At 73.9% G+C, this 12,554-nt stretch carries 15 protein-coding genes and 1 pseudogene; 9 read left to right on the top strand and 7 right to left on the bottom strand.

What is annotated here, in order from left to right; translation table 11 throughout:
* Nucleotides 1-34 precede the first annotated feature (34 nt).
* Nucleotides 35-1,021 carry a DUF4037 domain-containing protein gene (locus tag AB0K18_RS08780; protein WP_364911923.1) on the top strand — a complete coding sequence of 329 codons (987 nt, stop codon included), beginning with the start codon at nucleotides 35-37 and terminating at the stop codon, nucleotides 1,019-1,021.
* 43 nt (nucleotides 1,022-1,064) lie between these two features.
* On the opposite strand, the gene AB0K18_RS08775 is transcribed toward AB0K18_RS08780, so the two are convergent.
* Entirely contained in the window at nucleotides 1,065-1,631 is a 567-nt protein-coding gene (locus tag AB0K18_RS08775) for a DoxX family protein (protein ID WP_364911920.1), read from the bottom strand.
* Nucleotides 1,632-1,770: 139 nt separating this feature from the next.
* On the opposite strand from AB0K18_RS08775, the gene AB0K18_RS08770 reads away from it, so the two are divergent.
* A complete protein-coding gene (locus tag AB0K18_RS08770; RefSeq protein ID WP_364911917.1) occupies nucleotides 1,771-2,646 on the top strand; it encodes a LysR family transcriptional regulator in 876 nt (291 codons plus the stop codon).
* Between the two features lie 8 nt (nucleotides 2,647-2,654).
* On the opposite strand, the gene AB0K18_RS08765 is transcribed toward AB0K18_RS08770, so the two are convergent.
* Complete coding sequence (locus AB0K18_RS08765; protein WP_364911915.1) at nucleotides 2,655-3,233, bottom strand: TetR/AcrR family transcriptional regulator; 579 nt, start codon at nucleotides 3,231-3,233, stop codon at nucleotides 2,655-2,657.
* 134 nt (nucleotides 3,234-3,367) lie between these two features.
* Between AB0K18_RS08765 and AB0K18_RS08760 the strand changes: the two genes are divergently transcribed.
* Nucleotides 3,368-4,105: an SDR family oxidoreductase gene (locus AB0K18_RS08760; protein WP_364911912.1), complete on the top strand. Its 738-nt coding sequence runs from the start codon at nucleotides 3,368-3,370 to the stop codon at nucleotides 4,103-4,105.
* Between the two features lie 40 nt (nucleotides 4,106-4,145).
* A pseudogene (locus AB0K18_RS08755) lies at nucleotides 4,146-4,442 on the top strand (serine hydrolase domain-containing protein); the annotation flags it as partial.
* A 41-nt stretch (nucleotides 4,443-4,483) separates the two neighbouring features.
* Here AB0K18_RS08755 and AB0K18_RS08750 read toward each other — a convergent pair.
* The gene (locus AB0K18_RS08750; protein ID WP_364911909.1) at nucleotides 4,484-5,356 is read right to left on the bottom strand and encodes an AraC family transcriptional regulator; all 873 of its coding nucleotides are present in this window, start codon (nucleotides 5,354-5,356) and stop codon (nucleotides 4,484-4,486) included.
* Between the two features lie 75 nt (nucleotides 5,357-5,431).
* Between AB0K18_RS08750 and AB0K18_RS08745 the strand changes: the two genes are divergently transcribed.
* Nucleotides 5,432-6,511, top strand: a complete 1,080-nt coding sequence (locus tag AB0K18_RS08745; protein WP_364911907.1) for a saccharopine dehydrogenase NADP-binding domain-containing protein — start codon at nucleotides 5,432-5,434, stop codon at nucleotides 6,509-6,511.
* A 57-nt stretch (nucleotides 6,512-6,568) separates the two neighbouring features.
* On the opposite strand, the gene AB0K18_RS08740 is transcribed toward AB0K18_RS08745, so the two are convergent.
* Genes AB0K18_RS08740 through AB0K18_RS08730 form a run of 3 tightly spaced genes read right to left on the bottom strand, consistent with a single transcriptional unit; the run spans nucleotide 6,569 to nucleotide 8,576 of the window.
* Nucleotides 6,569-7,351 (bottom strand): SRPBCC domain-containing protein, encoded by a 783-nt coding sequence (locus tag AB0K18_RS08740; protein WP_364911904.1) that lies wholly within the window; start codon nucleotides 7,349-7,351, stop codon nucleotides 6,569-6,571.
* Entirely contained in the window at nucleotides 7,348-7,719 is a 372-nt protein-coding gene (locus AB0K18_RS08735; RefSeq protein ID WP_364911901.1) for a metalloregulator ArsR/SmtB family transcription factor, read from the bottom strand. The genes AB0K18_RS08740 and AB0K18_RS08735 overlap by 4 nt, the downstream gene beginning before the upstream one ends.
* A gap of 44 nt (nucleotides 7,720-7,763) precedes the next feature.
* Nucleotides 7,764-8,576: a MerR family transcriptional regulator gene (locus tag AB0K18_RS08730; RefSeq protein WP_364911898.1), complete on the bottom strand. Its 813-nt coding sequence runs from the start codon at nucleotides 8,574-8,576 to the stop codon at nucleotides 7,764-7,766.
* A gap of 10 nt (nucleotides 8,577-8,586) precedes the next feature.
* Between AB0K18_RS08730 and AB0K18_RS08725 the strand changes: the two genes are divergently transcribed.
* From AB0K18_RS08725 to AB0K18_RS08710, 4 genes are all read left to right on the top strand, one after another.
* The gene (locus AB0K18_RS08725) at nucleotides 8,587-9,366 is read left to right on the top strand and encodes a MerR family transcriptional regulator (protein WP_364911896.1); all 780 of its coding nucleotides are present in this window, start codon (nucleotides 8,587-8,589) and stop codon (nucleotides 9,364-9,366) included.
* 97 nt (nucleotides 9,367-9,463) lie between these two features.
* A complete protein-coding gene (locus tag AB0K18_RS08720; protein ID WP_364911893.1) occupies nucleotides 9,464-9,976 on the top strand; it encodes an ATP-binding protein in 513 nt (170 codons plus the stop codon).
* A 1,050-nt stretch (nucleotides 9,977-11,026) separates the two neighbouring features.
* Entirely contained in the window at nucleotides 11,027-11,281 is a 255-nt protein-coding gene (locus AB0K18_RS08715) for a helix-turn-helix transcriptional regulator (RefSeq protein WP_364373016.1), read from the top strand.
* Nucleotides 11,282-11,382: 101 nt separating this feature from the next.
* Complete coding sequence (locus AB0K18_RS08710) at nucleotides 11,383-11,709, top strand: PadR family transcriptional regulator (RefSeq protein ID WP_364911889.1); 327 nt, start codon at nucleotides 11,383-11,385, stop codon at nucleotides 11,707-11,709.
* A 110-nt stretch (nucleotides 11,710-11,819) separates the two neighbouring features.
* On the opposite strand, the gene AB0K18_RS08705 is transcribed toward AB0K18_RS08710, so the two are convergent.
* Nucleotides 11,820-12,506, bottom strand: coding sequence for a TetR/AcrR family transcriptional regulator C-terminal domain-containing protein (locus tag AB0K18_RS08705; protein WP_364911887.1), 687 nt, complete (start codon nucleotides 12,504-12,506; stop codon nucleotides 11,820-11,822).
* Between the last annotated feature and the right edge of the window lie 48 nt (nucleotides 12,507-12,554).

The raw sequence follows: 12,554 nt of genomic DNA, 5'->3' as shown, positions 1-12,554 counted from the left end.
TATCGAATTGTCGCGTTCCTTCTATGGTGAGGTCGTGGCTCCGCTGGTGTCGGGCGTGCCGCACGCGGCGGCGTTGATCGGGCCGGGGTCGGAGGTGCTGGCGTTCGACACGGCCCGCTCCGCCGACCACGACTGGGGCCCCCGGGTGCTGGTGTTCGTGGCGGCTGGCCGGGTGGCGGAGGTGGAGGAGCGGGTGGCGGCCGGGCTGCCGGAGCGGTTTCGCGGCTTTCCCACCGTGTTCGGCTACCACGGGCGGGTGCGGCCCGGGGTGACGGTGACGGAGCTGGGGCGGTGGCTGGTGGAGCGGCTCGGCTTCGACCCGCGTTCGGGGGTGGGGCTGGTGGACTGGCTGTCGTCGCCGTGGCAGAGCCTGGCGGAGGTGACGGGCGGGGAGGTGTTCCACGACGGGCTGGCCGAGCCGGGCCTTGAGGCGGTCAGGCAGGCGTTGCGCTGGTATCCGGCGGATGTGTGGCGGTATGTGCTGGCCTGTCAGTGGCGGCGCATCGCGCAGGAGGAGCCGTTCCCCGGCCGGTGCGGCGAGGTGGGCGACGAGCTGGGCTCGGCCGTGGTGGGGGCGCGGCTGGCGCGGGAGGTGATGCGGCTGGCGCTGCTGCTGCGCCGGCGCTATCCCCCGTACGCGAAATGGCTGGGCAGCGCGCTGGCCCGGCTGCCCGGCTCGGCCGAGCTGGGCGAGTCGCTGGGGGCGGCGCTGGCGGCGCGGTCGTGGCGGGAGCGTGAGGACGGACTGGCCGCCGCGTACGGGCGGGTGGCGGCGCTGCAGAACCGCATGGCGCTGGCCGAACGGCTGGACGAGCGGGTACGCGGCTTTCACGACCGGCCGTTCCGGGTGATCGGCGGCGACCGGTTCGCCGAGGCGCTGATGGCGGCGGTGTCGGACCCGGTGGTGCGGGGGCTGCCGGTCGCCGGGTGCGTGGATCAGGTGGCGGACGCGGTGGACGTGCTGACCCGGCCGGACCGCGCCCGCGCGGTGACGGCCGCGGCGCTCGGCCTGACCACCTGACCCGCGACCGGCCCCCGCAACCGGCCCCCGCGACCGGCAGGGGTCAGAGCTGGGTGGTGGTCATGGTGTACCAGGTGGGCAGGAAGGTCAGCACGACCACCGCGGCGAGTACCGCGACCGCGCCGAGCAGGCGCGGCCTGGTCAGGCTCGCGGGGGTGAGGGGCCGCGACCGCCACCGGCCGGCCGCCACGACGGCGGGGGGGGCGCCGAGCAGGAGGTTGGCGGGCACCAGCGCGAGCTCGCCGCGCACGATGTGGAAGGCGGCGGCGAGGATCATGGTCAGGGTCAGGCCGGCGGCGGCCAGCGGGGTCAGCGCGGGCGCGACCCTGGTCATCGCGGGCAGCAGCAGGCCGATCCCGCCGAGCACCTCGGCGGCGCCGATGAAGACGATCAACGGCTGGGGGACGGCGGCGTACCAGGCGACGGCGTCGGGTGCGGCCGCGTACAGGGCGGCGTCCCACATGAGCACCTTGCCGAAGCCGCTGCCGGCGAAGAAGAAGCCGAACACCGCCTGCAGCGCCCACAGGACGCCGTTGAAGGTGACCTTCACCCCGCCTTTGCGGGGCTTGGCGCGCTCGGGGCGCGGTGAGTCGGTGACGTGCAGAGTCATATCGCGTACCGCTTTTCCGTTCACGAGGGGATGGCGTCCGCGGAGCGGACGGCCCAAGCCTGGCCGCGGGCAGGTGCGGGCGGCAACGCCAGGTCCGATAATGTGCGTTAACCTCTCGCTTAACGATGAAAGAGCGCGCGTGGAGCTGCGGGACATCGAGATCTTCCTGACGCTGGCCGAGGAGCTGCACTTCGGCCGTACCGCCGAGCGGTTGCACGTGACGCCGGCCCGTGTCAGCCAGGTGATCAAGAAGCAGGAGCGGCGCATCGGGGCCGCGTTGTTCGAGCGCGGCAGCCGGGCGGTGGCGCTGACGCCCATCGGCCGCCAGTTGTTCGCCGACCTCGCGCCCGCCTACCGGGGGCTGCATGAGGGGATGGAGCGGGCGATCCGGGCGGCGGGCGGCAAGAGCGGGGTGCTGCGGCTGGGCATGCTGTCGAGCAACGTGCAGGACTTCCGGCCGCTGCTGGACGCCTTCCACGCCCGGCATCCCGTCTGCGAGGCGCGCATCCGGTACGTCGGGTTCGGTGATCCGTTCGGGCCGCTGCGCGAGGGCGAGGTGGACGTGCAGATCGCGTGGCTGCCGGTCAGGGAGGCGGACCTGACGGTGGGGCCGGTGGTGCGGGTCGAGCCGGTCGTGCTCGCGGTCGGGGCCGGTCACCGGCTGGCGGGACGGGAGACGGTGTCGTACGAGGATCTGGCGGAGGAGGTCGTGATCGGCGGGGCCAGGCCCGGCTACTGGCGCCAGGCCCTGGTGCCGGCCTGCACTCCGAGCGGGCGGCCGATCCGGATCGGGCCGGTCGTGACCGCCGAGAGCGAGCTGCTGCCCATCCTGTCCAACGGCGAGGCGGTCGCGCTGGTGCACTCCCACGCCGCCCGCTACCACGCCCGGCCCGACATCGCCTATGTGCCGGTGCGGGACGCGCCGCCGGCGCGGTGGGCGCTGCTGTGGCGTACGGCGGCGGAGACCGACCTGATCCGCTCCTTCGCCCGCGCCGCCCGGGGCCTCGCCGCGTAAGGGGGTGCCTACCGGGCGGGCTGGATGCGCAGGCCGTCGAGGGTGAGGTCGAGCAGGCGTTCGGCCTGGGCGCGCTGGTCGGCGCGGGGGCAGGTGTGGGCGATGCCGGTCAGCGCCGCGGTGAGGTCGGCGGAGGTGATGTCGCCGCGGATCGCGCCGGCCGCCGCGCAGGCCTCCATGAGGGTGGTGACGGCGGCCTGGATCATGGCGCGGCTGTTGCCGTAGGGGTTGTCGCCGGTGGCGGCGATGGCCTGCAGGGCGTCGGCCATGCCGTATTTGGTGGTGACGTAGTCGAGGAACAGGCGGGTCCAGGCGCGCAGCGCGGCCAGGGGCGGGTGTTCGTCGAGCAGGCCGGGCACGGCGTCGCACAGCTGGGCGACCTCGTTGCGGTAGACCGCCTCGATGAGGGCCTGGCGGGTGGGGAAGTTGCGGTAGAGGGTGGCGGTGCCGACGCCGGCCTCCTTGGCGATGCGTTCGAGGTGGGCGTCCAGGCCCTCGCCGGCGAAGACGCGTGCCGCCGCCTGGATGATCTTGTCGCGGTTGCGGCGCGCGTCGGCGCGCAACGGGCGTGCTGCGTCGTCGCTCATGGCGGTGCCCGGCTCCTCTCCGTTTGCTAAACGGAGGCGCGCCCACTTATGGTCGAGCTAAGTGGTGGCGCCTCCACTTCTTCATCGTAGGTCATCCGCGGCCTGCGCACACCCATCGGGAAGGACAGCCGATCATGACAGGAATCGCCGGGAAGGTCGTCGCGATCACCGGAGCCAGCAGCGGGATCGGCGAGGCCACGGCCATGTACCTGGCCGAGAGAGGCGCCAGGCTCGTGCTCGGCGCCCGCAGGAAGGAGCGGCTGGAGGCCGTCGTCGAGCGCATCACCGCGGCCGGCGGCACCGCCACCGGAGCCGTGACCGACGTGACCCGCCGCGCCGACCTGCGCACGCTCACCGACACCGCGCTCGACCTGCACGGCCGGCTCGACGTGCTGGTCTCCAACGCCGGCACCATGGCCGTCTCGCCGTTCGACGAGCTGCGCCAGGACGACTGGGACGCCATGGTCGCCACCCACATCACCGGCCTGCTCAACGGCATCGGCGCCGCGTTGCCCGTCTTCCGCCGCCAGCACTCCGGCCAGTTCGTCAACGTCGCCTCCACCGCCGCCTACGTCATCAAGCCGCCCCTGGGCGTCTACGCCGCCACCAAGACGGCGGTGAAGGTGCTGACCGAGGCGCTGCGCCAGGAGGCGGGGCCGCATCTGCGCGTCACCCTCGTCTCCCCGGGCTTCACCGACACCGAGGGCGTCGGCAAGGGCGGCAGCCCGGAGGTGGCGGCGGCGTTGGTGCGCCGAAGCGAGGAGATCGCGATGCCGCCCTCGGCGGTGGCGGCGGCGATCGGGTTCGCCATCGAGCAGCCCGACGGGATCGACGTCGGCGAGGTGGTGATCCGTTCCACCGCCCAGGACTGACCCGGAGCTCAGGGCAGGGGCCCAGGTCGCGGATGATGCCGGCCGGCGCGCGGACCTCGGGGAGCTGCCGCTCATGCACCAGCCCGGCGCGCAGTGGCAGTACCAGATCAGCAGCGACCTGGTCGGCGTGCTCGCCTCCCGCGTGAGCGGCCAGACGTTCGGCGACTTCCTGCACGAGCGCGTCTTCGAGCCGCTCGGCATGCGCGACACCGCCTTCCACGTGCCCGCCAACCAGCTCACCGGCATCCTGCTCTGCCAGCTCGGCTACACCGTGCCCAGCCCGGCCCACCTCATGAGCGACTTCTGGACCAGCCTCTACCAGGCCATCGACGACTGACACGGCGACGACTGACACGGCGCCGGCTGACACGGCGCCGGCTACCCGGCGGCCGGATGCAGTGCGGGGGCGTGCCGGCGGTAGGTGGCGGGCGGGAGGCCGTACTGGCGTTTGAAGGCGTGGGTGAAGGTGTACTGCGAGCTGTAGCCGACCTGGCGGGCGATGACGTGGACGGGCGCGTCGCCGCCGCGCAGCAGCCGGGCGGCGGTCGCCATCCGCCACCACGTCAGGTACGCCAGCGGCGGCCGCCCGGTCAGGGCGGTGAAGCGGCGGGCGAACGCGGCCCGCGACAGGCTCGCCCGCGCCCCCAGCTCCTCGACCGTCCACGGATGGGCCGGGTCGGCGTGCACGGCCCGCAGGGCGGCGGCCACGGCGGGGTCGTGCAGGGCCGCCGCCCACCCGGAAGGGGAGTGGCCGCCGGCGTGGCGTTCCTCGAACCAGGCGCGCAGGATGTAGAGCAGCAGCAGGTCGAGCAGGGTGAGCAGGACGGCCTGCGACCCCGGCCGGTCGTCGTCGTCCAGCTCCGCGCCGAGCAGCTCGAGCGCGGCGCGCAGCTGCCCGTGCCGGCCCACCCGGGCCGGCAGGTGGACGACGTCGGGCAGGTCGTCCAGGAGCGGGTGCGCGGCCGACCCGTCGAGCAGGTACGCCCCGCACAGCATCACCACCGCCGGCGCCCCGTCGCAGTCGGCCAGGGCGTGCGCCGATCCGCGCGGCAGGAACGCCACATCGCCCGGCCCCAGCGTCACCGGCTCACCCTGCGCCGGGATCAGCCGGCACGTCCCCTCCAGCACGACGTGGAACCCGGCGGCCGGGACCGCCGCGAAATGCTCGCAGAACGGGGCGGACCTGGCCACCCGCCGTGAATGGGGCCGCCCGGTGCGGGCCGCGTTCACCACATCAGACAGTACGTCCACACCCCCAGCTTAGAGACGATGACGCAAATGGGGGCGCGGCTGAGTTATTCCAGCGTCTCGTGGTGGAGCCCTAGCGTGGCTGAGCGGATCACCGAGAAGGAGACGTACATGAAGATCGCTGTCTATGGCGCGACCGGCTACCAGGGCGGGCTCGTGCTCGCCGAGCTGGCACGGCGCGGCATCGAGCCCGTCGCGGCCGGGCGGGACGCCGCCCGCCTGGAGAAGACCGGCGCGCCCTGGCGCGTCGCCGCGGCAGGCGACCACGAAGGGCTGGTGAGCGCGTTCGCCGGCTGCGACGCCGTCGTCAGCTGCGCGGGCCCGTTCACCGTCACGGGCGCGGCCGTGGTGCGCGCCGCGATCGCCGCGGGCTGCCACTACGCCGACACCTCCGGCGAGCAACTGCACGTCAAGCACGTCTTCGACACCTTCGCGACGCAGGCGCGCGAGGCCGGGGTGAGCGTGCTGCCCGCCGCCACCGACGGGTGCGTCCCGGTCGACCTGATGGCCCGCCTGCTGGCCGACCGTCTCGGGCCGCTCGCCGGCATCGTCACCGTGCACGTCGTCACCGGCGGCGGCGGCATGTCGCGCGGGTCGCTGCGGTCGGTGGCCGAGACGATCGACGCCATCAGGGCCGGCGGCCTGATCTACTCCGGCGGCGCCTGGCACGCCGGCGGGCCCGCCCGCGGCGAGGTCCGCCTGCCCGGGCGGGCGGAGGCGACGGCGGTGGCGGCGTTCCCGGTGCCGGAGGTGGTGACCATACCCCGGCACGTCCCCGTCGGGCGCGTGGCGGGGATGACCGAGGCGGCGCTGGGGGAGCGGCTGAACAGCCCGCTCACCCCCGAGATGATCGACGGCCTGCCGGACGGGCCCGACGCGGCGAGCCGCCGCGCCCAGCGCTTCACCTACGTGCTGGACGCCACGGCTGCGGACGGGCGGCGGGCCCGCGGCGTCGTGCGGGGGAGCGACACCTACGGCACGACGGCGGTGATCGCCGTGGAGAGCGCCCGCCGGCTCGCGGCCGGGCACGCGGGGGCGGGGGTGCTGGCGCCCGGCCAGGCTCTGCCGCCGGAGGGGTTCCTGGACTTTCTCGGCGCGTACGGGGTGCGGTGGTCGATCGAGCCCTCGCACATATCCGACCTGTCCGATATTTCATGATCTACGCTGTAAAGGCGCCGGGTTGGTTCGCGCCCCCTATGAAGCCCCAAAACCCCCTCAGGCGAGGAGGGAGACCGCGAGGTCTTCGACGCGGACGCGCCAGGCGTCCACCGTGGACGGATCCCCGGCGTGGGTGATGACCAGGCGCGCGCCGTGACCGGTGCCCTCGCCGAACTCCCAGCGCACCGGTCCGCTCGCCGTCTCGTACTCCAGCAGCTTGCCCGCCTCGGCCCGCGTCACCGGACCGGCCGGGACGGAGGGGACGGTGAACGGCGCGGGCGGCGGCGCGCCGACGGTGGCGGCGGGCCCGTCGAGCAGCCGCCAGACGTCGTCGGCGGGGCGGGTGAGCTGGCGCTCGGCGCGGACACCGCCGTCCTCGGTGACGGCGGCCGGATGCAGGCCGAGGATGGCGACGAAGTCCTCGTGCAGGCGGGCGGTGTCGCCGGGCGGTACGGGCGGGCGTCCGTCGAGGTGGGCGTGCAGCTCGGTCAGGCAGGTGTGCCAGCCGGCGGCGAAGCTGGCCGAGCCGTGGTGGTCGGTGAAGGTGTGGGTGAAGGTGAGCAGGGTGCCGTCGCCGTCGGGGGTGAGCTCCCAGCGCAGGTGGTCGTCGCCCCAGGTGTGGGCGAACAGGCGGGGCGGGTCGTTGTCGGTGATGCGGCCGTCGGGGCCGAAACCGTAGCCGATGCGGTCGCCGTCGACGGTGACCTCGGCGGGGAACCAGGCCGACATGTGCTCGGGGCGGGTGACGGCGGCCCACACCTTCTCCGGCGGGTGGGGCAGGCGGCGCTGCAGGCGCAGGGTGGTGCGGCCGTCGGGGTGCAGGGTCAGGGTCTCGTTCACGGGTTCGGCTCCTCCAGGGTGTCGCTTCCGGTGTCGCTTGCAGTGTCGCGCGCGGGGTCGGGCGCGGGGTTGGGCATGGTGTCGAGGTGGTCTTCGAGCCGGTCGAGGGTGTCGTTCCACAGCCGCCGGTAGGGGGTGAGCCAGACGTCGATCTCGGCGAGGGGGCGGGGGTTGAGCTCGTACCAGCGGCGCTGGGCGTCCTTGCGGACGGCGACGAGGCCGGCGCGGCGCAGCGCGGCCAGGTGCTTGCTGGTGGCGGGCTGGGTGAGGCCGAGCTGCCGGGTGAGCTCGCCGACCTGGTGGGGGCGTTGCAGGAGGAGGTCGAGGATGCGCCGGCGGGTGGGTTCGGCGACGACGTCGAAGGGCATGCCCGCGAACATACCCCATCAGTTATATGCCTGCAAGGGCATGTTCAGGGGGCGGGGAAGCGCTGGGCGTTGGCGTGGATCGCGGTACGGAAGTAGGCCGCAAGACCCGGGGCGAGGGCGTCGTAGACGGCGGTGAAGCGCGGGTCTTCGACGTAGAGGTCGCCCAGGCAGCGGTGCAGGTCGTGGTCGCAGGTGTAGAACCAGCGGTTGATGTGGGCACGGTGGCGTTCGGCCAGGTCCATGACGTCGGGGTGGTCCGCGGGCACGCCCGAGGTGCGCGCGGCGGCCAGGTCGTCGTTGATGGCGGCGGCCTCCTTGCCGAGCTGCAGCCAGTCCTCCTTGATGTAGGCGGCGATGCGCTCCTGGCTCTCGGCGTACTGCGGGGTGCCGCCCCAGCGGCGTTCGACCTCGGCGTCGTGGTCTTCGGGCCGGAAGGAGCCGAACACCTCCAGGCGTTCCTCGGCGGTCAGGGAGATGCCGGTGGTGCGGGCGTTGATGGCGCGCTCGACGGCGGCGATGACCTGGCCGATGCGCTGGGCCTTGCGGGTGAGCAGCTCGTGCTGGCGGCGCAGGTGGGTGAGGTGGTCGGTGCTGGGCCGGTCGAGGATGGCGGCGATCTCGTCGAGGGGGAAGCCGAGCTCGCGGTAGAGCAGGATCTGCTGCAGGCGGGTGATGTCGTCGTCGGTGTAGCGGCGGTAGCCGGCGTGGGTGCGCTCGCGCGGGGTGAGCAGGCCGATCTCGTCGTAGTGGTGCAGGGTGCGTACGGTGATGCCGGCCAGCCGGGCGACCTGTCCCACGGAGAAGCTCATGTCCTCCACGATGCCGCGTGGGACGGGGTGGTGGTCAAACCGGGTCATGCTGGTGGGCGTGGATGAGGAGTTGCTGCCGATCGGGCGCTTCGCCCGGCTGGCCCGGCTGAGCGTGAAGCAGCTGCGGCGCTATGACGAGCTGGGGTTGCTGCGGCCGGCGTACGTGGACGAGGCGACGGGTTACCGCTACTACCGGGCCGCGCAGGCGCGCCAGGCACTGTCGATCGGGTTGCTGCGCTCGCTGGACGTGCCGCTGGCGGTGGTGGGCGAGGTGCTGGCGGGTTCGGCGGGCGCGCTTGAGGGGGTGCGCGGGGCGCTGGAGGAGGAGCTGGCGCGGCGCCGCAGGACGCTGGGCGTGCTGGAGCGGGTGATGGCCGAAGGGCTGCCGGAGACCGCGGTGCGGGTGGTGGCGGAGGAGCCGCTGCGGGTGCTGCTGGTACGCGAGCGCGCGGCGGGCATGGAGGACGTGGGACGGGCGACGTCGGCGGCGGTCGCGAAGCTGCTGGCCGGTCCCGCGGTGGCCGGCCCGGTGCGGCTGGTCGGGTTGTTCCCGCTGGACGTGGCCGAGGCGATGGAGGTGGCGGTGGGCCTGGCCGTCGACGAGACCCTGGGCGGGGCGGTGGTGCTGCCGGGCGGGCGGTTCGCGTGCGCGACGCACGTGGGGGCGTATGAGCAGATGTCGCTGACCGTGCACGGGCTGCTGGCGTGGTGCGCGGAGCGGGGACAGGCGGTGCGGGGGCCGGTGCGTGAGGTGTACGTGTCGGATCCGGCGGTGACGGCGCCCGGGGAGCTGGTGACGGAGGTGCTGGTGCCGCTGGACGACCCCGCGAGGGAATAAATGCCTGTATGGGTGCTTATGGGCGGTTTTGGGGCAGGCTGAGGGTGGCGGGGAAACGCTCCCCGGCCAGCGGGAAGAAAAAGCGAGGACGGCGATCATGGATCATCATCGGTCGCCTCGCGCGCCGGCGCAGGCCGCGTACCTGGTGGCCCCGCAGCAACAGGCGGGACCCGCCGAGACGGGCTGCCGGCTGACGCGGGGCGGCTCCACCGGGGCGGGCGGTTCACTGTCGGCCGTATGGACATTGCCCGCCCTGCCGGCGTCGGTGCCCCAGGCTCGCCACCTGCTGCGCGCCGCGCTCACCGGCTGGGGCGTCGCGGCCAGCGCCGAGGCCGAGCTGCTGGCCGACGAGCTGGTGACCAACGCCGTACGGCACGGCCGCGGCCCCGTACGGCTGCAGATCAGGCTGCGCGTCTCAGGCGAGCGGCTGCTGCTGCGCTGCGAGGTGGGCGACCGGGGGCACGGCATGCCGAAGCTGCGGCCCGTCGGCATCGAGGACGAAGGGGGCCGCGGCCTGGCCCTGGTGGCCGGGCTGGCCCGCGCGTGGGGGTGCGCCCGCACGCGCAGCGGCAAGGTCGTCTGGTTCGACGTGCCCGTGGAGGCCTGCTGACACCGGTACGGCGGCACGTCAAGAACGGGCCGCCGAACCACCATGACATGGTCAAATCTTCGCCCGCCCGGCCGCCGGGCCCGCCCCCGGCCGTCCCACGGGACTTAGCCTGGGAGCGACGGCCAGGAGGACGGCCTCCTGCGACCCCACAAGACACCATGACAGCGGTGACGACCCACACCTTCCGCGACCGCCCAGGCGGCGCGTCCGCGCGGGTGACCGATCCCGCCGGGCACCGGCACGAGGCCGCCGGGCCCCGGCGCACGACGACCGCGCCCGCATCGCCTCCTGCGGCGAGGCCCGCCGCGCCGGCACCACCCCGGCCCGCCATCCCCGCCGTGCCCGCACCGCGGCGGGCGACGCCCGCCGCGCAGAGTGCACCCGCGCCCCAACCGGTGGCGCCCGCCGCGTCGGGCTCCTGGCGGTCGACGCCCGCCGCCAAGACCGTGTCAGCGCACCGGCCGGTCGCGCCCGCTACGCCTTTGCAGCCTTCACCTGATGCCGGGCCTCTCGCCACCGGCCCGGCCCGACGAATCATCCCGCCCGCCCGGCGTCCCGCTGTGGGCAGCGCCGCCACGGGCACCGATCGACGGGAGTTACGCCGCATGCCCATCACCCGAGCAACGCCCGGTGCCGGCCGCAGGGCGCGTCGCCGGCCCGCCGGCCAGGTGCGCGCCGACGCACGCCGCCCGCCCGGCCGGCGTACACCGCCCGGCCTCGCACCGGCACGGCCGAGACCACGACGCGCCGCCCACCGCCCGCCGGCCTTATTAGCGCGCCCCGGCGGCCCGGACGAAGCCGCACGCTCAGCAGCCGCACGCTCAGGGGCTGCCCGCTCAGGCGCGGGAGCCGTCGCCACGGCCCTGGCACCGGCGCCCTGCGATCCCGCACGCCGCCCCGGCACAGAACCCATCACCACCCGCCCCGCCCCGGGACGGGCCGAGCACGGCCACCACGCCGCCCCGGTCCTCGACGGCCGCTTATTACCCGGCCGAACCGCTCCGCGATCACGGACCGGTATTTGTATCCCGGGGGTATAGAGTGGACGGCATGGTGCGACCTCCGCTGACCCCCGAAGATCGGCTGCGTGGCGAGCAACTCGGACAGGTGCTGCGCCAGGCGCGCGGTGACCGCAGCATCGTCGAGGTCGCCGCCGCCGCGGGCATGTCCGCCGAGACGCTGCGGAAGATCGAGACGGGGCGCATCGCCACCCCCGCGTTCTTCACGATCGCGGCGCTGGCCGACGTGCTCGACATCTCCCTCGACCGGCTCGCCACCCGCTCCACGCCCGCGCCCACCGGCTAGCCCGTTCCCCGCCCGAGGGCGGCGGCGCTCCCGTGATCCCGCTCCGCGGTGGTACCGTGGAGCGGTACTCGGTGCCACCGAGTAGTGGAGAGCGGGGTGACGTGGACAACCTCACGGAGATGCTGAAGGGCACGCTCGAAGGCTGCGTGCTGGAGATCATCGGCACCGAGGAGACCTACGGCTACGCCATCACGCGCCGGCTGAACGACCTCGGCTTCACCGACGTCGTCGAGGGCACCGTCTACACCATCCTGCTGCGGCTGGAGAAGAACGGCCTGGTCCAGGTCACCAAACGGCCCTCAGGGGTCGGCCCGCCGCGCAAGTTCTACGCGCTCAACGACGCCGGCCGCCGCGAGCTGGCCACGTTCTGGGCGAAGTGGGAGTACATCACCACACGTCTCGACAAGCTCAGGCAGGGCCGCGGATGAGCCGCTGGCGGACCGCCACCGGCAGCGACCTCACCCGGCAGTAGCAGGCGCAAGAGACGCGGGCGGCGGCCATGCCGCAAAGCGTATTTGTTTACCGATAGGTCAACAATTCAGGGCGGGGTGAGTTTGGCGGCCACGGCGTCGAGCACCCACTCCAGGCCCGTGGTGAACACCGTCTCGGCGTCCACCTCCGCCCCGTCGTGCACGAACCTGGCCAGCGCCGGGAAGCGGCCGGTGGCCAGCATGCGGCTGACGTAGGGGCCGCGGGCGCGCTGCCAGTCGCTCTCGGACAGGCCCGTGGCGCGCTCGGCCCGCAGGTTCGCGATCTCGCGGCGGATGGCGCCCGTGCAGTACGCGCTGAGCGTCTCCACCGCCCGCATGACGGTCGCCAGGTCGGCCAGCCCGTCGAGGGAGGCCAGCAGGACCTCGGTGACGGCCATCGCGTTGGGGCCGAGCGTGGGGCGGCCGCCGAGCAGGTCGGCCAGCCACTCGTGGCGCAGCGCGGCCTGCCGGGTGCGGTGGGCGTGACCGGCGAGCGCCTCACGCCAGTCGCGGGGCGGCTCGGCGGGCAGCAGCTCGGCGTTGACCTCGTCGACCATGAGGTCGAACAGCTCTTCCTTGGTGGAGATGTAGCCGTACAGGCGCATCGGGCCGGCCTCCAGCCGGGCGGCCACCTTCCGCAGCGACACCGCCTCAAGCCCGCCCTCGTCGGCGAGCGCGATGGCGGTGGCGACGATGCGCTCGCGGTCGAGCGGGGCGGGGCGAGCGGGCCGTTCCGGCCGATCCCACACGGTCATGGCTGACATCGTAGCGTTGCAATACAGCGTATCGCCACTATACGGTGT

It is taken from the genome of Nonomuraea sp. NPDC049421 (assembly GCF_040677005.1).
GTDB lineage: Bacteria > Actinomycetota > Actinomycetes > Streptosporangiales > Streptosporangiaceae > Nonomuraea > Nonomuraea salmonea.
This window is presented reverse-complemented; position numbering and strand designations above follow the sequence as displayed.

What these genes read in the sequence shown, in the direction of transcription:
- AB0K18_RS08775 (WP_364911920.1), bottom strand. Translation starts at nt 1,631, where the DNA reads ATGACTCTGCACGTCACCGACTCACCGCGCCCCGAGCGCGCCAAGCCC.
- AB0K18_RS08765 (WP_364911915.1), bottom strand. Translation starts at nt 3,233, where the DNA reads ATGAGCGACGACGCAGCACGCCCGTTGCGCGCCGACGCGCGCCGCAAC.
- AB0K18_RS08760 (WP_364911912.1), top strand. Translation starts at nt 3,368, where the DNA reads ATGACAGGAATCGCCGGGAAGGTCGTCGCGATCACCGGAGCCAGCAGC.
- AB0K18_RS08735 (WP_364911901.1), bottom strand. Translation starts at nt 7,719, where the DNA reads ATGCCCTTCGACGTCGTCGCCGAACCCACCCGCCGGCGCATCCTCGAC.
- AB0K18_RS08730 (WP_364911898.1), bottom strand. Translation starts at nt 8,576, where the DNA reads ATGACCCGGTTTGACCACCACCCCGTCCCACGCGGCATCGTGGAGGAC.
- AB0K18_RS08720 (WP_364911893.1), top strand. Translation starts at nt 9,464, where the DNA reads ATGGATCATCATCGGTCGCCTCGCGCGCCGGCGCAGGCCGCGTACCTG.
- AB0K18_RS08715 (WP_364373016.1), top strand. Translation starts at nt 11,027, where the DNA reads ATGGTGCGACCTCCGCTGACCCCCGAAGATCGGCTGCGTGGCGAGCAA.
- AB0K18_RS08705 (WP_364911887.1), bottom strand. Translation starts at nt 12,506, where the DNA reads ATGACCGTGTGGGATCGGCCGGAACGGCCCGCTCGCCCCGCCCCGCTC.